The organism is Myxococcus xanthus, assembly GCF_006402735.1.
Lineage (GTDB): Bacteria > Myxococcota > Myxococcia > Myxococcales > Myxococcaceae > Myxococcus > Myxococcus xanthus_A.
On record NZ_CP017174.1, the window covers coordinates 8,332,488 to 8,352,592 of the forward strand.

General features: G+C 67.3%; 16 protein-coding genes and 1 pseudogene. 6 read left to right on the plus strand and 11 right to left on the minus strand.

Annotated elements, in window-relative coordinates; genetic code table 11:
• Nucleotides 1-60 precede the first annotated feature (60 nt).
• The 3 genes from dnaK to BHS09_RS34295 all read right to left on the minus strand — a co-directional run bounded on the left by dnaK (nt 61) and on the right by BHS09_RS34295 (nt 3,364).
• Nucleotides 61-1,884, minus strand: a complete 1,824-nt coding sequence (gene dnaK / locus BHS09_RS34285) for a molecular chaperone DnaK (RefSeq protein ID WP_140795578.1) — start codon at nt 1,882-1,884, stop codon at nt 61-63.
• Between the two features lie 5 nt (nt 1,885-1,889).
• Nucleotides 1,890-2,762, minus strand: a complete 873-nt coding sequence (grpE, locus tag BHS09_RS34290; protein ID WP_140800156.1) for a nucleotide exchange factor GrpE — start codon at nt 2,760-2,762, stop codon at nt 1,890-1,892.
• Nucleotides 2,763-2,854: 92 nt separating this feature from the next.
• On the minus strand, nt 2,855-3,364 hold the full coding sequence (locus tag BHS09_RS34295) for a transcriptional regulator (protein ID WP_140795580.1): 510 nt from the start codon (nt 3,362-3,364) through the stop codon (nt 2,855-2,857).
• 218 nt (nt 3,365-3,582) lie between these two features.
• On the opposite strand from BHS09_RS34295, the gene BHS09_RS34300 reads away from it, so the two are divergent.
• Nucleotides 3,583-5,604, plus strand: a complete 2,022-nt coding sequence (locus tag BHS09_RS34300; RefSeq protein ID WP_140800157.1) for a lamin tail domain-containing protein — start codon at nt 3,583-3,585, stop codon at nt 5,602-5,604.
• A 55-nt stretch (nt 5,605-5,659) separates the two neighbouring features.
• Here the strand turns inward: BHS09_RS34300 and BHS09_RS34305 are convergent, their stop codons facing one another.
• From BHS09_RS34305 to BHS09_RS34320, 3 genes are all read right to left on the minus strand, one after another.
• Entirely contained in the window at nt 5,660-5,947 is a 288-nt protein-coding gene (locus BHS09_RS34305; protein ID WP_140800158.1) for a DUF3349 domain-containing protein, read from the minus strand.
• Between the two features lie 114 nt (nt 5,948-6,061).
• A complete protein-coding gene (locus BHS09_RS34310) occupies nt 6,062-6,859 on the minus strand; it encodes a hypothetical protein (RefSeq protein WP_140800159.1) in 798 nt (265 codons plus the stop codon).
• Nucleotides 6,860-7,438: 579 nt separating this feature from the next.
• Complete coding sequence (locus BHS09_RS34320) at nt 7,439-8,644, minus strand: IS701 family transposase (RefSeq protein ID WP_140800833.1); 1,206 nt, start codon at nt 8,642-8,644, stop codon at nt 7,439-7,441.
• Between the two features lie 370 nt (nt 8,645-9,014).
• On the opposite strand from BHS09_RS34320, the pseudogene istB reads away from it, so the two are divergent.
• A pseudogene (gene istB, locus BHS09_RS34325) lies at nt 9,015-9,578 on the plus strand (IS21-like element helper ATPase IstB); the annotation flags it as partial.
• A 144-nt stretch (nt 9,579-9,722) separates the two neighbouring features.
• Here the strand turns inward: istB and tnpC are convergent.
• The 5 genes from tnpC to BHS09_RS34350 form a co-directional block, all read right to left on the minus strand.
• A complete protein-coding gene (gene tnpC / locus BHS09_RS34330; RefSeq protein ID WP_140800160.1) occupies nt 9,723-11,243 on the minus strand; it encodes an IS66 family transposase in 1,521 nt (506 codons plus the stop codon).
• Nucleotides 11,244-11,289: 46 nt separating this feature from the next.
• Nucleotides 11,290-11,694 carry an IS66 family insertion sequence element accessory protein TnpB gene (tnpB, locus tag BHS09_RS34335; RefSeq protein WP_140795585.1) on the minus strand — a complete coding sequence of 135 codons (405 nt, stop codon included), beginning with the start codon at nt 11,692-11,694 and terminating at the stop codon, nt 11,290-11,292.
• The gene (gene tnpA, locus BHS09_RS34340; protein ID WP_140795586.1) at nt 11,660-11,974 is read right to left on the minus strand and encodes an IS66 family insertion sequence element accessory protein TnpA; all 315 of its coding nucleotides are present in this window, start codon (nt 11,972-11,974) and stop codon (nt 11,660-11,662) included. Before tnpA ends, tnpB begins: the two co-directional genes overlap by 35 nt.
• Nucleotides 11,975-12,179: 205 nt before the next feature.
• On the minus strand, nt 12,180-12,602 hold the full coding sequence (locus BHS09_RS34345) for a hypothetical protein (protein ID WP_140795587.1): 423 nt from the start codon (nt 12,600-12,602) through the stop codon (nt 12,180-12,182).
• A 95-nt stretch (nt 12,603-12,697) separates the two neighbouring features.
• A complete protein-coding gene (locus BHS09_RS34350) occupies nt 12,698-14,125 on the minus strand; it encodes an ISKra4 family transposase (RefSeq protein WP_140801119.1) in 1,428 nt (475 codons plus the stop codon).
• Nucleotides 14,126-15,040: 915 nt separating this feature from the next.
• Here BHS09_RS34350 and BHS09_RS34360 point away from each other — a divergent pair.
• The 4 genes from BHS09_RS34360 to BHS09_RS34375 are packed head-to-tail and all read left to right on the plus strand — an operon-like array spanning nt 15,041 to nt 20,092.
• Entirely contained in the window at nt 15,041-15,733 is a 693-nt protein-coding gene (locus tag BHS09_RS34360) for an RNA polymerase sigma factor (protein ID WP_174258974.1), read from the plus strand.
• Nucleotides 15,730-16,488 carry a hypothetical protein gene (locus BHS09_RS34365; RefSeq protein ID WP_174258975.1) on the plus strand — a complete coding sequence of 253 codons (759 nt, stop codon included), beginning with the start codon at nt 15,730-15,732 and terminating at the stop codon, nt 16,486-16,488. Before BHS09_RS34360 ends, BHS09_RS34365 begins: the two co-directional genes overlap by 4 nt.
• The gene (locus tag BHS09_RS34370) at nt 16,485-18,218 is read left to right on the plus strand and encodes a caspase family protein (protein WP_140800161.1); all 1,734 of its coding nucleotides are present in this window, start codon (nt 16,485-16,487) and stop codon (nt 18,216-18,218) included. The genes BHS09_RS34365 and BHS09_RS34370 overlap by 4 nt, the downstream gene beginning before the upstream one ends.
• A gap of 11 nt (nt 18,219-18,229) precedes the next feature.
• Nucleotides 18,230-20,092 (plus strand): DUF7151 family protein, encoded by a 1,863-nt coding sequence (locus BHS09_RS34375; protein ID WP_237080005.1) that lies wholly within the window; start codon nt 18,230-18,232, stop codon nt 20,090-20,092.
• Nucleotides 20,093-20,105 lie beyond the last annotated feature (13 nt).

Consider the following 20,105-nt stretch of genomic DNA (forward strand, 5'->3'; position numbering starts at 1 on the left):
CAGGGGGACTGACTGCGCGGCAGGCAGTCTACGCTGGAGCGCGGAGGCGATTGCGAGCCTTCAGCTCGCCTGGCCCGTGTAGATGGCGTCCGCGATGCGGTAGGCGCTGCCTTCCAGGCGCTGGAAGGATTCCTTGAGCACCGCCACGTCGGAGGTGTTGAGCACCTCCTTGAGGCGCGCCAGGTCCGCCTTGATTTCCTCGCGGTCCTTCTCCGACAGGAGGCTGGCGTACTCCTCCAGGCTCTTCTCCGTCGTGTAGATGAGGCCGTCGGCGTTGTTGCGCAGCTCCGCCAGCTCCTTCTTCTTCTTGTCGTCGGAGGCGTGCGACTGGGCGTCGGAAATCATCGCCTGGATTTCCGCCTCGGACAGGCCGGAGTTGCTCACCACGCGCACCTGCTGGACCTTGCCGGTGCCCAGGTCCTTGGCGCTGACGTGGACGATGCCGTTGGCGTCGATGTCGAACGACACCTCGATTTGCGGCACGCCGCGCGGCGCCGGGGGGATGCCCACCAGTTCGAAGCGCGCCAGCGTCTTGTTGTCCGCCGCCATCTCACGCTCGCCCTGGAGCACGTGCACGCTCACCAGCGGCTGGTTGTCCACGGCGGTGGAGAACACCTGGCTCTTCTTGCAGGGGATGGTGGTGTTCTTGTCGATGATCTTCGTGAACACCCCGCCCGCCGTCTCGACACCGAGCGACAGCGGCGTCACGTCCAGCAGGAGGACGTCCTTCACCTCGCCCTTGAGCACGCCGCCCTGGATGGCCGCGCCCACGGCGACGACCTCGTCCGGGTTGATGCCCTTGTGCGGCTCCCTGCCGAAGAACTCCTTCACCTTCGCCTGCACGCGCGGCATGCGCGTCATGCCGCCCACCAGCAGCACCTGATTGATTTGCTGCGCGGGAATGCCCGCGTCCTTCAGGGCAATCCGGCACGGGTCGATGGTGCGGTCGATGAGGTCCGTCACCAGCGCCTCGAAGGTGGCGCGGTCCACCGTCTCGGTCAGGTGCTTGGGACCGGAGGCATCGGCGGTGATGAACGGCAGGTTCACCTCCGTCTCCGGTGCGCTGGACAGCTCGTGCTTGGCGCGCTCGGCGGCTTCCTTCAGGCGCTGCAGCGCCATGCGGTCCTTGCGCAGGTCCAGCCCGTTGTTGGATTCCGCGAAGCGCTTGGCCAGGTAGTCGATGAGGCGCTGGTCGAAGTCCTCGCCGCCCAGGAACGTGTCGCCGTTGGTGCTCTTCACTTCGAACACGCCGGCGTTCAGCTCCAGGATGGAGATATCGAAGGTGCCGCCGCCCAGGTCGTAGACGGCGATGCGCTCGGTGCCACCGTCCTGCACCTTGTCCAGGCCGTAGGCCAGGGCCGCGGCGGTGGGCTCGTTGATGATGCGCAGGACATTGAGCCCGGCGATGCGGCCGGCGTCCTTGGTGGCCTGACGCTGGCTGTCGTTGAAGTAGGCGGGGACGGTGATGACCGCCTCGGAGACCTGCTCACCGAGGTAGTCCTCTGCCGTCTGCTTCATCTTCATCAGGACGATGGCGGAGACCTCCGGCGGGCTGTAGCCCTTGCCGCGAATCTCCACCCACGCGTCGCCGTTGGGGCTGGAGGCCACCTTGAAGGGCGACACGCCAATGGCCTTCTTGCCTTCGGGCGAGTCGAACTTGCGGCCGATGAGCCGCTTCGCCGCGAAGACGGTGTTCTCCGGGTTGGTGATGGCCTGCCGCTTGGCAATCTGCCCCACCAGGCGCTCGCCGGAGTCAGTGAAGCCCACCATGGAAGGCGTGGTCCGGCTGCCTTCGCTGTTGGGGATGACCACCGGCTCGCCGCCCTCCATGACGGCGACGCACGAGTTGGTCGTCCCAAGGTCGATTCCTATCACCTTGCCCATGTTGGTTACTGACTCCCCCCGGAAGAGTTCTCGGACTGCGTGGGCGCGGCGGGCGCCTCGATGTCGGTGGCGGGTTCGGCGACGGCCGGCGGCTCGGTGGCGGCGACCGGTTCAGCCGGCGCACGCGCGACGACGACCATGGCCGGACGCACCAGCCGTTCATTGAGGTAGAAGCCGCGCACGACTTCGTAGGCGACGTGGCCGGCGGGGACGTCCGTCGTCTCCACCTGCTGGATGGCCTCGTGGATGCGCGGGTCGAACAGCTGACCCTTGGCGCTGAAGCCCTTCACGCCGTGGCGGCCCAGCGCGTCCTCGAAGGACTTGCGCGTCATGGCCACGCCCTTCTCGAAGCTGTCCAGGTCCGGCGACTTGGTCGCGGCGTCGAGCGCGCGGTCCAGGTTGTCCATCACGGGGAGCAGGTCCTTGAGCAGCTTCTCCGAGCCGAAGCGCTGGACCTCCTCCTTCTCCTTCTGCGCGCGCTTGCGGTAGTTCTCCAGGTCCGCGGCGTGACGCACGGTGCGCTCCTGCGCCTCCTTCGCACGCTCGTGGGCCTCGCGCAGGCGCTCCATCGTCTCGCGCCCCTTGGCCTGGCTGAACTCGAGCTGGGCCTTGAGGGACTCCACCTCCTGGCGGAGCGCCGCCACGTCCTCGGACGGGGGCGCCTCGGCGTCAGACGGCGGAGAACTGGTGTCGGCGGGGGACGCGGACGCTTCGGCCTCCACCGGGGTGGACGGGCCTGAAGCCTCCACCTCGATGACGGTCACCTCGTCCTCTTCGTCCATATGACGCTCGACGCTGCGAACCGCCGCGTCGATGACGTCCTGCCCGATTTCTGTCTGGATTCTGCTCTTGTCGTTCGAGCCGGCCACGGCGCGCACTATCTCACGCGCCGCGGGACCTTCCAAATGGCGAGAAGGACAAAGGAAACCGGCCTGCCCCCGGGCAAGCGGGCTTCACGCCCAGCGGAACTTCACGCTCCGGCGGTGGTCTTGGCGGCGGGCTTCTTGGGCCGGCCAATCGTCTTCTTGGAACCCGAAACAGCCTTCTTCGCCGTCTTCGTGGCGGCTCCCTTGGCTGCGGGCTTCTTGCGGCCAATGGACTTTCCCCCGGCCTTCTTCGCGGCGGGGCGGGAGGCGCTGGCCTTGGGAGCCTTGGCCTCGGCTGCGGGCTCGGCTGGCGCCTTGGCGGGGCGCGAGGGGGGGGCCTGCTCGCCGCCCTCCTCGTTCGTGAAGGCGCGCTCGACGGCGCCCTCGACCTGACGCACAGCGACTTCAATCTTCTCCGCCGCCACCTTGCTGGTGCTGGCGGCCCAGGTGCGCAGCTGCTCCAGGCCTTCCTTCACCTTGGCCTGGTTCTGAGGGTCCTTCACTTCCTTGAGGAGGCGCTCAGCCTCGCCGCGCAGGTCATCGGTGGTGCGCTTGAGCTCGTCACCGGTGCGCTTGAGGAAGTCCATCAGCTGCTTGTCCCACTTGTTGGCCATGTGCTGTCTCCTCCATGGGGCAGTCATCCCCCCCGAAAAACCATTCCACTCCACGGCTGCCCGGAGCGCAAAACCTTCCAGCGCTTGCTTGAAACACGAACGATGTCGGCGGCCATTGCCTTTCGTGCCACGCGCCTCGTGCATGCGAGCGTCCGTCGAGGCTAGAGTGGGCGCGTCGCAGGCCCCACTCCTCGAGGCCCGCGCTGGAGCCCGCCGACATGCCGTTTTTCCGAATGGCGGGGATGCTCGCCGTCCTCACCCTGCTGTGCTCCTGCTCCGAGGGACGTGGAACCTCGGGAGCGCCCCGTCTGCCCGCGGTCGAGCTGTCTCCGACGACGGTGGGCCTTGCCTACGAAGCCATGTTCACCGCGTCCGGGGGCGAGCCGCCCCTGCGATACACGGTGTCACCGCCGCCGCCGGGCTTCTCCTTTTTTACGGGAGAGGGGCGGCTGCTGGGCCCGGGCAGCGAGGCAGGTGACTTCTCCATCACCGTGACGGTGCGGGACGCGGACGGCCTGGAGAACGTGCGGACGTATGCGCTGAAAATCTATCCACGCCCGGAGGTCACCAGCGACGGGCTCCCCGCCGCCACGGAGGGGGGCAGCTACGAGCACGTCCTGGTCGCCACCGGTGGGCGACCTCCCCTTCAGTGGGAGTTGGTGGGGGGCTCGCTGCCCACGGGCATCGCGTTGAGCCCCGAGGGATTGCTGACGGGGCAGGCCCAGGGACAGGGGACCTATCCCATCACCCTGCGGGTCCACGACGCCCACGGCGCCGAAGCCGAGGTCCAGCTGGGGCTGGAAGTGGTGGGTCCCGGGCAGACGCCGGATGGGGGCGCGCCGGATGGGAGCTTCCCGCTCTCGGTGGGGAACTGGAACATCGAGTGGTTCGGGGACCCGGTCTATGGGCCCAACGACGAGCCGCTGCAGTTGGCCAATGCCCAGGCCGTCATCGCCGACGCGGGCGTGGACTTCTGGGGACTGGCGGAGATTGTCAGCACGGCGCAGTTCAACGAGCTGAAGGCGCGCCTGCCGGGCTACGACGGATTCCTGGCGGATGACGGCTCGCGGGTGTCGGCGGGGACGAGCTACTACTCGGCCAACGAGCAGAAGGTGGGCGTGCTGTTCAAGTCGGACGTGGTGCAGGTGCTGCGGGCGGAGGTCGTGCTGTTGAACCACGACTACGACTTCGGCGGGCGCCCTCCGCTGCGCGTGGACCTGCGCATCCAGCGCGGTGGCGCCAGCGTGGACGTGACGGCGTTGGTCATCCACATGAAGGCGCTCGCCGGTCCCGACGACTACGCGCGGCGCCTGTCGGCCTCCGGGTGGCTCAAGGACTACATGGACCTCCGCCTGCCCACGCAACGGGCCATGGTGGTGGGTGACTGGAATGACGACGTGGATGTGTCCATGACGACCAATCCCAGCACCGGGCTGAAATATGAATCGCCGTACCGCAACTTCGTGAACGACTCGGCCGACTACAGGTTCACCACCCAGGCACTGTCCGAGGCAGGCATTGGCAGCACGGTGAGCCGCAGCACGTTCATCGACCATCAGCTCGTCACCAACGAGCTGTGGGCCAGCTACGTCCCCAATTCGACCCAGGTGCTGCGGCCGAGCATCACGGGCTACCGGGACAACACGTCCGACCACTACCCCATCATCAGCCGCTTCAACTTCGGCAATGCGGGAGGCGGTGGAACGGGGACGGGCGGGACGCAGTACAAGGTGTTCATCAACGAGTACCTGCCGCAGTCGCATAACAAACCGGGCACCACGACGCCGGATTATGACCAGCAGTTCGTCGAGCTGGTGAACACGGGCACCACGGCGGTGGACCTGGGCGGCTGGAAGATTCACGACGCCAGCTCCTACGCGGGCGAAGACGACACGCGGCACGTATTCCCGGCGGGGACGATGATTCAGCCGGGCAAGTCGTACGTCGTGTACTCGGGCCCGACGGCGGTGCCCGCAGGCGTGACGAACGCCACGGCGGCCTCGGGAGGAGGGCTGTACTTCAACCGGGGCGTCAACACGGGCAGCAGCGGCGACACCGTGCTCCTGGTGCGGCCGGACAACACCGTGCAGGACAGCGCGGGTTATCAGGACACGACGGTGGGCATCTCCTACAACCGGAGCCCGGACGGGAGTTCCACCGGGACCTGGGTGCCGCATACGCAGCTGTCGGCCGGCGTTGAGGCTTCACCTGGGCGGAGGGTGAACGGCACGGGGTTCTGACGGGAAACAGCGAGGTCCAAGGAGCCAGCGTCCCGGCCTGCCAACTCAAAGCTGTTCAGTCTTCCAGGCCCCATTTGCCCAGCCCGGCAGAAACAAGCCGGGCACGAACGGCGGCAACTGAATCGGGAGCCAGGCCAACACCTGCGCCTGCCGCATAGACGTCATTCAGAACGACGCCACGATCGAGTCCCGTGAGTTGACTCACGACCTCCACAAGATGCTCATCGGCCATATGCGGGTACAGCACTGCCAGGAGCGGCAGGTAGCTGGCCTCTGTGATTCCATTCGGGAATGCTCTGCTGATCAGGCTCGCAGTACTCACGAGATGGGATGGAATGCTCATGGCGTACGGGGCCTTGCAGTCAGAAACTCATCCTGGAGCTACCACGCCTTGACTGCGTTCGGACGCTCCTCCCACTGCTTCAACGCGTTGACGACGCGAGGCGGAGCACGCCGCCTACCTCTTCGGCTGAATGTCTACCTGAACCTGTGCCTGTGACATCAGAAGGAACTTCAGGTCGCACAGAGAGGCCTCCACGGTGCTCGTTCCCGGCCGAAGTGCCTGATACGAGAAGGCCGTAGCGGACTGCTTCATCAAGCCCAGTTCCTCTGGGTTGGCCAGGAACTCGATGCGCAGTTCTTGCGATGGCTGGGACTGCTTGAGGTGGACTTGGAGCTCCACCTCCTCGTCCACGTGGAGCTTGCTCTTCGACACCGTCACCTTGTCGATGCGCGGCAGGCGCTGGGACACGCCCTTCTGAACGTGCCGCTCCATGAAGCCTTGGAGCAACCGAGCCATGGGCTCCACCGAAATGCCGCTAGTATCCCGCAGTTCCACGAACACGTTGTGGAAGACCCAGAACACGGTCTGCAGCGGCGTGCCGGGCATCTGCACGGAGAGTTCCCCCAACCAAGCCGGCCCCCGGACATAGGGAATCTTCGCCATGGAGGTGGTGGACACGCCAGACAGGAAGCGCTCTCGCGCGACTTGGGCCCCGCTACTGGAGACGTGAACCTTGAGAATGAAGGTAGCCGTGCCCCGGCGGAAGCTCCACTTGCGCATGACCAGGCCGCCGGCCAGGACGTAGACATCCTCCGAGAAGGCTTTCCAGCCCGCCTCCTGCGTGGGGAGGAACTCCTTCACGCCGTCCCAGTCCGCCACCACGCCCACGTCCGGGTCCGGGCTGAAGACGACCTGTTCGTAGCCGATCCGGTCTTTGAACTTCTTCAACTTCTGCGATTTGACAAGCAGCATTCGCTCTCCCCAGGCAATCGAGCCAAAAGCCTTACGCAAGAGAATTATGGCTCGTGATTGTCTTCAATATTCCATTTGGAGTGAGGAGTCATCGTTACCTTCCGTGTGCTGCCAGCGTGCCCCTTCTGCTCGCTGTCGTTGGCTGCGGTTCGGCCACAGTCGGCCCCGTAGGCGTGAAGCCCTCGGCGAAGTGGGTAGGCCCAGCAGTGCCGAGTCCGGCCGGAGGGACGGTGCAGACAACCATTTACTATGGTCCCTGGCTGTGCAGCGCGGCATGGATGGAGCGGTGCCAGCGGCGGTGTGCGACACAGGGGCGCACGCTGCTCGGTTGCATCTGGCTGGCGGACATCAAAGGGGACTGGGAGGGACGATTCATAGCCCTTCCAGCGGTCGCTGGCGGTCGCCTCGCAATTAACACTACTGCGTCAGGGGCCCGAGGGGTTGACCGGGAGGCCTGACAGGCGACGTGAGGCGCGACCCAGGTTCGTGCGGTGGCAGGTGGGGCATCGCGGCAACCAGGTGGCAATCACCCGCGCCATCGCAAGCCGTACGGTGATGAAGCTGTCGTGGAAGTGGCGTTCAGGCCGAGAGTGGCTGCGCGTGGGATTCAGCCGCCCTTCGGGCCGAGGGGGGAAAACGCCGCGTGCGTTCCGACACGAGGAAGGCGTAGCAACACAGCGCGACGGAGACATGGTGATGCCAGCCAGGGAAGCGGCGGCCTTCGTAATGGTCCAGCCCCAGCTCCCCCTTGAGGTCTTCGTAGACGCGTTCGGTTCTCCATCGCTGCATCACCAGACGGATGAACTGCCTCTTCGTCCGGCCATGTGGCAGGGATATCAGAAAGTAGTTTGCGGGCTCGGGCTCACCGTCTCGCCACTCGAGGAGCAACGCCAGGGGCTCCTGCTCTCGCTGGGGGACGCCCGCGGCGACGACGCGGCGCAGGGCAAATCGTGCCGACAAGGCGTCTTGCGTGCCCTGGCGCCAGGTGCACCGTCGGAAGCCGCCTCGTTCATGAATGCGCCAGGCCAGGTCCGAAACACTTCGCGCGTCCTTTCGGGGACGGCCCTTCGCATCCAGGAGGCGGACGGTCGTCTGCGCAGACACCGCGACTGCGTAATGCAAGCCCAGTGCGCGAAGTCGCGCACGGAAGCCGCTGGAGTTGCCGTAGGCGCTGTCCGCCAAGAGGACGCCCGGAGGCACCCCGTCCTCCACGGCCCGCTCAATCATTCGCAGCGCCAGTTGGGGCTTGGTTTGGAAGGCAACCTCGGCGGGGATGCGGGCCTCGCGGCGGCGCACCTCGTCGTTGGCCCAGCAATCGGGGAGGTACAACTCGAAGTCGACGGGTAGGTGCTCGGTACGAGTGGCCACGCTGAGGCTGACGCCAATCTGGCAGTTGGCCACCTTCCCCGCCGAGCCGGTGTACTGCCGCTGGACGCCCACCGAGTGCTTGCCCTGCTTGAGAAAGCCCGTGTCGTCCACAATCCACGCTTCCACCGACTCCCGCCGCGTCATCGCCTCCAGCGCGTACCTCGACGCCTCGCGCCACACGTCCCGGTCGCTCCACCTCGAGTCCACGGCGAAGTGCAACAACCGCTGGTGCATGGCATCCATCCGCTCGGGGTTCGGACACGCGCGGGCGGCGATGGGCTCCACGCTCTTGCGCTCCCCATCCCCCAGCAGGCCCATCGCGTAGAGGGCGAACGAGCCGCGCCGACTCTCCTCGCCGAGGACCTCGCCGATTTGCTGGAAATACCTCTCAAGCCGCTGCACCGCGGCGGCGTTCATGAAGGAGTCCATACCTGCTTCATGAGTGGGGCGGATGGCGGCCGATGCAATGAGAGCCTACCCGCCCAGCCCTCCGCCGCACACTCCCCCTTCGGCCTACCCCTGACGCAGTAGTGCGACTCCTACGGCGGCCTCAAGAATCTTCTGCGCCAAGGCCTCGACTTGCAGCCGCTGCCCCTGGCACTCGCCGCCCCGGCGACGTCCTCCCTGCCTCAGCCGCGTTTCGCACGCAGCGTGGCCGAGCTGCTTCACCACCCCGCCGTGCCCCAGGAGTCTGAAATTGAGTCCCACTGACGAGTTGATTCCCATACTCAAGAAGCTGCGCCTGTCCGGCGCCCTCCAGTCCCTCCAAGTGCGCACCCAGCAGGCCGTGGACGACAACCTCTCCCACTCCGAATTCCTCTACCGCCTGCTGGGCGACGAGGTGGAACGTCGCGACTCCAAGCAACTCTCCCAGCGCGTGCGCCGTGCCTCCTTCGAGTACGCCCGCACCCTCGAGGACTTCGACTTCCACTTCAACGCCAGCGTCCCCAAGGCCAAGGTGCTGGAATTGGGCACCTGCGCCTTCCTGGAGCGCCACGACAACGTCCTCATCGTCGGCCCCACCGGCGTCGGCAAGTCCCACCTGGCCCAGGCCCTCGGCCACCGCGCCTGCCGCGCGGGCTTCAGCGCCCTCTACGTCGGCGCCCACGAAATGCTCATGCAACTGCGCGCCGCACGCGGCGAAGGCAGCTACGACAAGCGCCTCTTGCGCTTCACCTCTCCCGACTTGCTCATCATCGATGACCTCGGCCTGCGCGGCCTGACTCAGGACGAGCCGATGGACCTCTACGAGGTGGTCCGCCAGCGCTACGAGCGCCGCAGCACCGTCATCACCTCCAACCGCTCCATCGAAGAGTGGCCGCCCCTCTTTGGCGACCCACTCATGGCCAGCGCCGCCATGGACCGGCTCCTCCACCACGCCCACGTCCTCGTCATCGAAGGCGACAGTTTCGTAACCGTCCGGTCAGTGACGTGGCGCGAGCGGTTGCAGATGGACGAGGACCGTGGTCGGCGAGCGCCGCAAGGAGCGAGCTGTTCAGAGGCTGGGCTGGAGGGGGGAATCGGGCGGGTCGGCGGCGCGTCTCCGCTTCCACTCGTGAGGCAGCAGCTCACTGATGCGCGAGTTGGGGTGCGACTGCACACGCAGCATGACGTCCGCGAGGTACTCCTCGGGATTGACTTGGTTGGCCTCGCAGGTGGCCACCAGGGCGTAGAGGCCCGCGAGGTTTTCGCCCGCGGCCTCGTGGCCGACGAAGAGGAAATTCTTCCGGCCCAGGGCAGCCTTCCGCAGCGCCGATTCCGCGCGGTTGTTGTCGAGAGGAAGTCGCTCATTCTCGACGAAGCGAGTGAGGGCCTCCCACTGCTTCACCGCGTAGGAAATGGCCTGGCCCAGCGGACTCTTGGGCGGGTGGTGCGGGGCCTGCGCCTCCAGCCAGGTACGCAGTTGCGCGAGGACGGGGGCGCTGTGCAGTTGGCGCAGCTCCCGGTGGACGGCGGTGCGCACCACGTCCGCCTCACGTGCCTGCGCCTCCACGCGGTAGAGCTCGAGGATGAAGGCCAGTGCCTCTCGCGCCTCGGGGGCGGTTGCCAGCGCATCGAAGAATCGGCGGCGGCAATGGGCCCAGCAGCCGACACGTACCCGGCCCTTTGGCAGCGTCACCGCGTTGTAGCCGGTGTACGCGTCCACCACGAGCGCGCCTGGGGTACCGCCCAGGACTTCCTTGGGCGTTTTGCTAGCCCGGCCCATGCTGAAGCGGTAGCCGATGAGCCACTGGCCTTCGTCGTTCTGGGTGAGGAAGGTCCAGAGGTAGCCCAGGCGCGTCTTCTTCACGTCCAGCACCCGCAGCGGCGTCTCGTCCGCCCACACCACGTCCGCGGACGCAATGCATTGCAGCAGGTGACGGGAGAGAGGCAGAAGCACCGAGGCGGCCTGATGGAAGAGGTCCGTCAGCGTGCTGCGACTCATGGGGATGCCACCGCGTTCGACTCGTTGAGCGAGCCGGTGCAAGGGCATGGCATCGGCGCACTTCGACGTCACCACGTGGGCAATGAAGCCGGGGCCGTACTCGCCCCTGTCCACCACCCTCGCCGGAGGCGGAGCCGTGACGACGCCCCGGCCGCACGCGCACGCCAGCACTTCCTGCACGTGCACCTGCCTCTCGAAGCGCGCCGGCACGTACTCGTACACCACCGAGGTGCGTCCCTGGCCCAGCGGCTTCAATTCATCGCCGCCGCACGCCGGGCACTGGCGCTCCTCGGAGGGTACCGCGTGGCGAATCTCCCGCGCGGGCGCCTCCTCGGCTTTCCGAGTGGCCCTCTCCCGGCGCTTCTGCTTCGCGGCCTCGGCCCGAGCCGCCGTCGAATCCGCGTCCCCTCGCAGCTCGGCGGCCACCGTCGGCAGTTTCTCCGCCCGCCTGCTGAAGACGTGACGCTGCAGGGCTGCCAGCTGCCCCTTGAGCGCGTCCACCTCCCCGCCAATGCGGCTCACCTCGGCCTTGAGTTCCTCCGCCTCCTCGCGCCAGGGGCAGAAGTGGTCTTGAGGAAGCTCTCGCGGCACCCGGCCTCAACACGCCGCCGCTGAGCCGCGTCCCGGGCTGGAGCCGTCACGTGCCAGTCCGCCCGGGAGGCGTCCAGGCGGGCTGGCGCCTCACCTGGGCCACGTCGATGCCGTCCAGCAGCATCGCCAACTGCGTGGCGTCCAGGTGCACCACCTGCGCGCCCGCGTCCACCGGCGGCAGCCGGAAGCGCCCCGTCTCCAGCCGTTTGTACAGCAGCACGAAGCCGCCCCGGCTCCACGTCAGTACCTTGATGCGGTCTCCTCTCCGCGACACGAAGGCGAAGAGGTGCCCCGAGTAGACGTCCTCGCCCCAGGCTGTGCGCACCAGCGCCATGAGGCCATCGATGGACTTGCGCATGTCCACCGGCTCCGTGGCCAACACTACGCGCACCGACGCAGGCAGCGCGAACACCGCCTCACCGCCCCAGCGCCGCGACGAGGTGGGCCACATAGTCCACGTCGGTGCCCAAGGAGAATCGCAGGCGCGCTCCGCTGGCCACCACCACCTCCAACATCGACTCCGTTGCCGGGGGCGTCGTCGCGACTTCCACAGGCAGCAAGCGCATCGCCTCGCCCTTCTCGGCCTGCTGACGCCGACGCCGGTACACCCACGACTGAAGCGTGCTCAGCCGCACTCCTCGCTGCGCGGAGAACTCCTTCTGCGTCAGCCCGCTCGCCTCAAATGCTTCGGCGACCCGGAACCACTCGTGCTTCTCCACCGGCTTCGACATATGCGCCAGGGTCCATGGCGGCGACTCCCCACTCAACGCCCCTCAGCACGTCGTTGGCCGGACGCTTACGCATTTCCCGAGGCAAGGCACGCTTCCTGCTCCGATTCTTGCACACACGAGGCCGAACGGAGCGGGTTCCTGCCACTTTCCCGTCCTCTCGGCCCCTGCATGCACTCCAAGTCACGCGGGGCTCACTCCCCATCGCTTAGTCTTTCAACTCCCTAGGTCCCAGGAGCCCATCAATCCAAGCATCAACATTCGCAATCCCTGTTCGCCGAATGGCGCGAACGGCCTCTGGCAAAAGTTGGCGCTCAATAACCTCAACCCGCTCGGGAAAATAAAAACGCTCAACAGACCACCACTCATCAAAACAATCCAAACTAACGGAAGTAGCACCAAACAGCTGAACATACTCCTCCTGAGCACCATACTCAGACTGAAGCCAAGCCAAGAAGAGAAGCTTCACCTGCGCCAAATGCTCGTCGCGGTTCCACGGCGAACGATCCGGCTCTCCCTTGCGCCACAATTGTGGCTCCAATAGCCATTCAACATCACCAACCCCCAAATCACGCACACGCACATAAAGCGACTCCTGGGGTCGAATCAGGTAATATGCCTCATGAAGCACGTTAAGCCTCTCCCTATCGCCAAAGGTCTCTCATCATTCCCTGAAACGAAGGACTCATCTCAAGCTTCTTCTTGAGGGTGTGGCTCCCATCCTGATCAAGCTGCGCGCCGCACCTCGGCCCTCTGCGGTGCAAGCGTGAGGTGCATGGCTGCGTCCCACCGTTCGGAGAGCACCAGGGCGCGCAAGTCCAGGATGTGCTGGCCGGACGCCTCCTTCCAGCGGGCGCCGGGGCGCTTCATGCGCAGGGAGACGAGAGACTTGCAGGTGGCCTCCACGTTGCCGCTGCCAATGGGAAGTCCCCGTGCGCGTGCCTCGGCATAGTGCATTCGCTCGCCGTGGTTCTCCAGGTAGGTGAGGGCCTCGTGCACCGGCTGGCAGTCACCGAGGACGACATGCCGCTTGCCGCTGGCGTGCAACGTCATGGCAATGGTCCACGACGCTCCGGGCGTGTTGAGCAGGGACAGCTTCCACTTCTCACGCAGCGCGGAGGCCTTCTCCTCCCCAGCCACCACGCGCGCCGCACTCCCAAGCTTCTCCATCAGGTGCCAGAAGTCCACCAAGCGCGCCGGCTTCTTGGCCGCGGGGGCGTGGGTGGCCAGCGCCTCGTCCAGCAGGGCGTGCAACTCAGGAGCGCCATCGGTGAGGACGACGACGGACAGGCCGCGCCGTCTGGAAACCAGGGCCTGGACGTCGCGGGCCAGGCGCTCGGTCACCTCGCGGGCCTCGCCCCGCGGCATCCGCCCGTAGCGCAGGGTGCCCAGCGCTTCGCCGTGGGCGTCGTGGAAGGTGAGGCAGGCCGCGTAGGCCATGCGCCAGACGACGTCCACCGGGCGCGTGGGGGCGCCCTTGCGAGGGTGGCCCACTGGCCGCCGCTTCGGCTCCTCCATCGGCACGGCCACCCTGTCCATGCTGGCGCTCACGCCGCGAGTGCCTCGGGGCACTCTCAGCTCCCGGGCCAGCGCAGCCTCCACCCGAGGCCGCTGGCCGCCATACAGCGCTCCCACCGCATGCCCCACCCGCTCGAAGGAGGCTCGGCAATACGGCAGCACACCCACCTGACGCGCCGTCGCTTCTGCCTCCCGCGAAGTGCCTCGCGCCAGCAGGTACGCCATGGGCACCGCCGCCTCCGGTAACCAGCCGTCAGCCACGCACCCGGCTTGGACGCTGACGGTGTCCACCGTGGGGCCATTGCGCTCGCCCACCCGCCGGTAGAGGCTTCTCTCTATTTCGACGGGCCCTTGCCGCGTCTTGTACGTTGCCGGGTACCGTCCGACTCGCACGTAGGACTGGCCTTCGATGAGGACTCGCGCCGCGTCGAGGTCGAGCCCTCGAAGCAACCTCCGCTTCATCAACCGCTCCGTTTGTTCCGCTCCGGCATTCACCTCCTGCCATGCGGCGTCGAACGCGGCCAGGTCCCCTCTGCTCGCTCCCTCCACCCCTCGGTGGGCGCGCTTCAGCGTCTCCTCCAGCGCCTTGACGCTGTCCTCGAATCCTTCCGGCACTTCGATGGTCACCTTTGGCATCGTTGGATGTCCTCCAGTGGCACAACCCACCAGTGGCCTCGCATGCTGCCGACCATCAGGCCTCCGGTGGTCCCCTTGCCTGTCAGCTCGCTCGCTGCTCAGTGCCAGATCCACACCCCTTGAAGCCTTGCAGGCCACCCGAATGAGAGCGGCCCATGCCGAACACCCGCACGCGATACCGCCCAGTCGGCCTCAAGGAGGCGGAGCTCATCCTCGTCAGTGGATGCTCGGCGTTCCCCGCCCCGACTGCCCGACCAGCCCATCTTCTACCCGGTGATGAACGCCGAGTACGCACGGCAGATTGCCCGGGACTGGAATACGCCGGACGCGGGCTCCGGGCACGCGGGCTTCGTCACGGCCTTCGACGTGGGGGGCGGACTACGCCTCACGCTTTCCCGTGCGAACCGTGGGCAACAGTCTCCACCAGGAGCTGTGGGTCCCCGCCGAGGAGCTGGCCACCTTTAATCAGCACATCCAAGGCCCCGTGCGATTCACGGAGGCCTGGTACGGCCCCGGCTACCTCGGTCCGGACACCTCACTGGTTCCTCTTGAGCGCCAGCTCCTGGCCCTGTTCGAGCAGAGCAGCGACGCCCTGTCATTGCTTCAGGCCAACACCGCCGTCTGTCTCTTCAACTCCGCCTGGTGGTCCTCCACCCCGGCGTCAGCCCAGGGACTAAACCCATCCGACCATCTTCGGCTGCTCGACCGCCTCCGCCACGCATGGGTAACCCTGCACCCCACATGGCCCCTCCCGGTCCCGGGTGCGAATCGTCAAACGGACCCACAATGAAAATGCGCCCCATGCGTTATTAGGCGCGACCCATTTTGCGACCCCGTTCCGTATCCCATTTTGAAGGGATGACGGACGGCCGGGCATTGGGCTCGAGCCGGCTCGCGACGAGGGACGGAGCTACCGTGCTGCCTGGAAACGACCGGTCCGTCTTGGAGGCTTTCCGCCGGGGGGAGACGTCCGTCCTCACGCAGGTGTACCGGACCTATTCGCCGGAGGTGCTCCGCTACCTCTCGCGAAAGTTCGCGGTGGGCACGGACGGGGGGACGCGGACCGCCGCGTTGTCCGCGCTGGATTTGGACGCCGCCCATCAAGAGACGTTCGTCCGGGCCTTCCGGCCCAACATGCGGCAGGCCTACGACGGGGTTCGCCCCTACCTGGGCTTCCTCCTCACGGTGGCGCGCTCGACGGCCATCGACCTGATGCGCGCATCGGGACGCGTGTCCCGCGAGGCCGTCCCCATGGACGACGCGCCCGAGCTGACACACCTGCCCACCGAGGGCCGGACGCCAGAAGAAGAGGCCCTCAGCACCGAAGTGCGCGACCTGGTCCGCGCCTTCCTCGACACACTCACGGACGAAGGCCGCGCCCTGGCGCAGCTGCGTTTCGTGGAAGGACTTTCGCAGGAATCCGCCGCCCAGCAACTCCAGCTCACCCGAGGCGAAGTCCGGGTGCGCGAGCGGCGGATGCGGACGCAGTTCACCGAGCATTTGAAGGACTCGGGCTGGCTGGACGCATCGGCCGAGCCCGGGCGGATGGAGCTGGGAGTCCTCCTGGCCTCGCTCGCCCTGTGCGCAATAGGGAGCATGCCCTCATGAGGTGGTACGAGAGACATATCGACGCCAGCCTGACCCGGTGGTCGCTGGGAGACCTGTCCTCCCACCAGTCCGCTCGCCTGCTGCGCCACGCTCACGCCTGCCAGCGCTGCGGCACCCGCTACGAGCGCTGGGCCCAGGCCCACCGCGCCCTGGAGGGCAATGACATCCACGCCCCCTCCTCCGTGGAACTCCAAGCATTGTCACTCGGAGGACTGGAGGCCGCCCTCGCCGCGGCCGCGCCGGAACAGGCTCCGTCCCGGTGGCCCTCCCTGGCCCTGCTCGGCGGCGCGCTGGCCGCTGTCTTCCTCGCGGTGGTGCTTGTCCCCACCGCCACGACGACGCCCGGCGAGTTCGTCGCCCGCGGCGAAGGCACCGCGCCGCCCGGCGTCGCCCTGCGAATCTTCTGCGCCACCCCGGGCCAGGCCCTGCGCGAGCTGCACGCCGGAGGTGCCTGCCGCGCCGGTGCCATGCTGGCCTTCGCCGCCGGTGGACATGCGCCTTTCACTCACGTCGCGGTCCAGGTCCGCGGCGCCAAGAAAGCGGAGGTGACGGCCGGTCCCTTCGCCCTGTCCGGAGGCTTGGGCAAGGAAGCCCCCCTCGAGCTGACCGTGCCCATGCCGGAGACGGCGGGCACCGTCGAAGTCGTCGCCGTCTTCGCAGGCAGCCCGGCCGAGTCCCTGGCGACCCTGCGCGGTGAACAGACAGAGGGCACGGTGGTGCTCAAGCAGTCAGTGAGGGTAGAGGAAGCTCCATGAAAAAACTGGGAGTGCTCCTCGGCGCCGCGGCACTGCTGCTGGCCCGTGGTGCCTCGGCCGAAGCCGTGGTTCGCCGCGCCCTGGTCATTGCCCATAACGGGAGCGACGACCCGTCGCTCCCGTCGCTGCGTTTCGCGGACGATGACGGCGTGCTGTGGGCGGAGACGCTTCAACGCCTGGGCGTGGAGACAACGCTGCTGGTGGACCCGGACGAGGCGACCCGCGCCACGGCCCGGCCGGTGCTCGCGGGCGCCCGGCCCCCAACGCCAGACGAGGTGAAGCGCGAGGTCGCCCGTCTGCGCGCGGCCAACCTGGTGGACCACGAATTGGGACGCCAGACAGACGTGCTGCTCGTCTACGTCGGCCACGGCAACACGGACGAAGCCGGACGCGCGTACTTCACCCTCGCGAGTGGACGTCTGGATAAAGCAAGCCTTTACGCGGACGTGGTGGACCCGCTCGGCGCCAGCTACGTCCACCTCATCGTGGACGCGTGCCGCGCGTCAGGCGTCGTGGGCAGCCGGGGCGGTCAGACAGACGCGGCGGTGCTCGCGGAGCTGCGCGGCATGCTGGCCCGCGAGCAGCTCGCCACCCGGCCCACCGTGGGCGCCGTGTTCGCGGAGAGCGAGGACGGCGAGACGCACGAGTGGTCCCGCATCCGCGCCGGTGTCTTCAGCCACGTGGCACGCTCTGGCCTCATGGGCGCCGCGGACATCAACGGCGACGGCAAGGTGGAGTACAGCGAGCTGGGCGCCTTCGTCACCGCGTCGCTCCAGGGCGTGAAGGGCCTTCCCTCGCGCCTGTCCCTCCACGCCTTCGCCCCCACCCGCGAGCCCCGGCGTCCGCTGGTGGGCCCCGCGCCGAAGGGCCCTAGCCTTCCGCTGCCCTCCGGGCTCGAGCACTCGCGCATCTCCGTCGAGGACTCGGACGGACGGAGGCTGGCCGACGTGCGCCGCTCCAAGGAACAATACGTGCTGCTGCGCCTGCCCGAGCGCGACGTGTATTGGATTCGCACGCCCACGCAGGAGGCCCGCATCACCCTGGCCGAGCTGTCCACCAGCGGCATCATCGACCTGGGCGACCGAGAGCTCCAGGAGCGCGGCCCCGCCGAGGAGGCCCTGCGCAAGGGCTTGTTCGCGGTGCCGCTCGACAAGGACTTCTACGAGCGCTACGTGGCGGCCTCTGGGCTCGCGCCCGTGGGCCTGTCCCAGGCGTTTCCTCCGAGCGCGGGCGGCGCCTTTCCGCGGTTCATGGCGCGACAGTCCGACGCCACGGTGGGCTGGGACCTGGGCTGGACGGGACAGCAGGCACCGCTCGGCTTGAGCACGCTGGCCACCGGCCCCACCGTGACGTGGCGGCGCGAGGCCCCCCTGCCTTCGCTCTACTACGGCGCGCGTGCCACCTATGGCCTGACGCCCCTGGCCACCGACGACATCCGCACCCACCGGGGTGCGCTGCTGGGGCTCCTGGGCGCACAGGCACCGGCATACCTGCGCGTGCCGCTGTTCCTGGAGGCGGGAGCGGGCTGGGGCTTTCTGGGAATCACTCGCGGACAGGTGCGCATGGGCGACCCCACCGTGCTCTCCACGTACACCGCCGCGGGGGTGACGGGAGCGCTGGCGGGCGTGCGGCTGCGTCTGGCGGCCACGCTCACCTACGACCGCGTCACCCTGGACCAGCGCAATTACTGGGACCGCGCGTTCGGCTTCGAACTGGCGCTGCGACGCTGAGGGACCTGCTCATGAAACGCACGTGGATAGCGATGCTCGTGCTCGTCACGGGGTGTGACGGCATCGAGTTGGAGCGGCTCGTCCGGCAGCACCCGCCACTCACCCGGCTGGTGCCCGAGCCCGCGGGCGCCAACTGCGTCCACGGTGGCCATTTCGTCCGCACGGGCCTGGACCTGAACGACAACGGCGTGCTCGACGACGGCGAAGTGACCGTCACCCAGTACGCGTGTGTCACCTCCATCCCCGGCGTGCTGATGCGCGTGCAGGACGAGCCCCCAGGTGAGAACTGCACCGAGGGCGGCAGGGTGTACCGCGCGGGCCAGGACTCGAATGGCAATGACGAGCTGGAGGACAGCGAGGTCACTCGCGAGGTCTACGGCTGCGCCAGCTCGGAGGCCGTGGTCACCCGCGTGCGGGCCCGGGAGCCGTTCGTCTTCCCCTGCGGCGAGCATGGCGCCGTAGTCGAGGCCGGGCAGGACCAGGACGGCAACGGCGTGTTGGACGACTCGGAGGTCCGGGCGACATCCAACCTCTGCGTGATTCCCTCCGAGGTCCGGCTGCGCCAGTCTCCGGCTCCGGCTGGCGCCGCGTGCCCCACGCCCAGCACCCAGGTGGACGTGGGCACCGACACGGACGCGGACGGCCTGTTCGAGGACGAAGAGGTGATGTCGTCCATGTTCGTGTGCCAGCCCCTGCACACGCTGGATGGCACCTACCGCGTGCGCAACGCGGTGGACCTCGTGGCGCTGGAGGGCATCTCCCGCGTCCGCGGCAGCCTCTACTTCGACTCCGGGTCCGTCACGGAGGCCCGCCTCCCCGACTTGATGATGGTCGAAGGCACACTGGAGCTCATCGACACGTCGCTCGAACACGTGGAGATGCCCTCGCTGCGCCTCGTGGGAGGCCCGCTCCTGGTCGCCAGGAACTCCGCGCTGACCACGCTGACCCTGGGCAACGGCAGCCGCTCCCTGCTCTGGGTCTGGGGAGATTTCAGCCTGGTGTCCAATCCCTTGCTTCGCACGCTCGCGGGGATGACCGGGGCCCAACCCAGCAGCAACATCCTCTTGAGAGACAACGCTGCCCTGGAAGAGGGTTACTTCACGTACGTCTCCGCACACTCCGGCAACATCACCCTGGAAGGCAACGCGAAGCTCTCCACCCTTCCCTTCCGGAACCTCGAATGGGTGGGCGGCTCCCTGAGCATCATCGGGAATGCTTCGCTGAGCAACCTGAGCGGAACGGTGTTGCAAAAGGTCGTGGGAGACCTGGTCATCGAGGACAACCCAATCCTGACCGCGTTGTCTGGCATGCCCGCGCTGACATCCATTGGCGGTGGCCTCCGCGTACGGGACAACGCCAATCTGCGCTCGGTCCAAGGCATGGACGAACTCACCCAGGTGGGCACGCTCGAATTCGAGCGCAACCCGGCGCTGGAAGCCGCGGGGGAGTTCCCCAAGCTGGCGCGCGTCACCTCCGGCATGCGGTTCAATGCCAACGCCGTGTTGAAGGACCTGTGGGGGCTCCAGAACGTGCAGCACAGCGGTTTCCTGTTCATCGGCAACAACCCACAACTCTCCCGGCTGATGGGGTTCGACCGGCTGCTCTCGCTGAAGGTGCTGACCTTGGAGAACAACGCGAGCCTCACCGACCTGTCGGACCTCGCCCTCCTCCAATCGGTGGAGGAACTGTATGTGCTCTCCAATGAGAACCTGCTGCGCCTGGACCTGAATGCCCTGGAGAGCGTCACCAGCATCTTCACCGTCACGGAGAACCCCCGGCTCCCCACCTGCCTGGCCGTGTCGCTCGCCGCACGGGTCAACATGGGCGGCGCGCCGGAGATTCGCGGCAACGACAGCTCAACCCCCTGCGATTGAAGGCCTCCCGGCG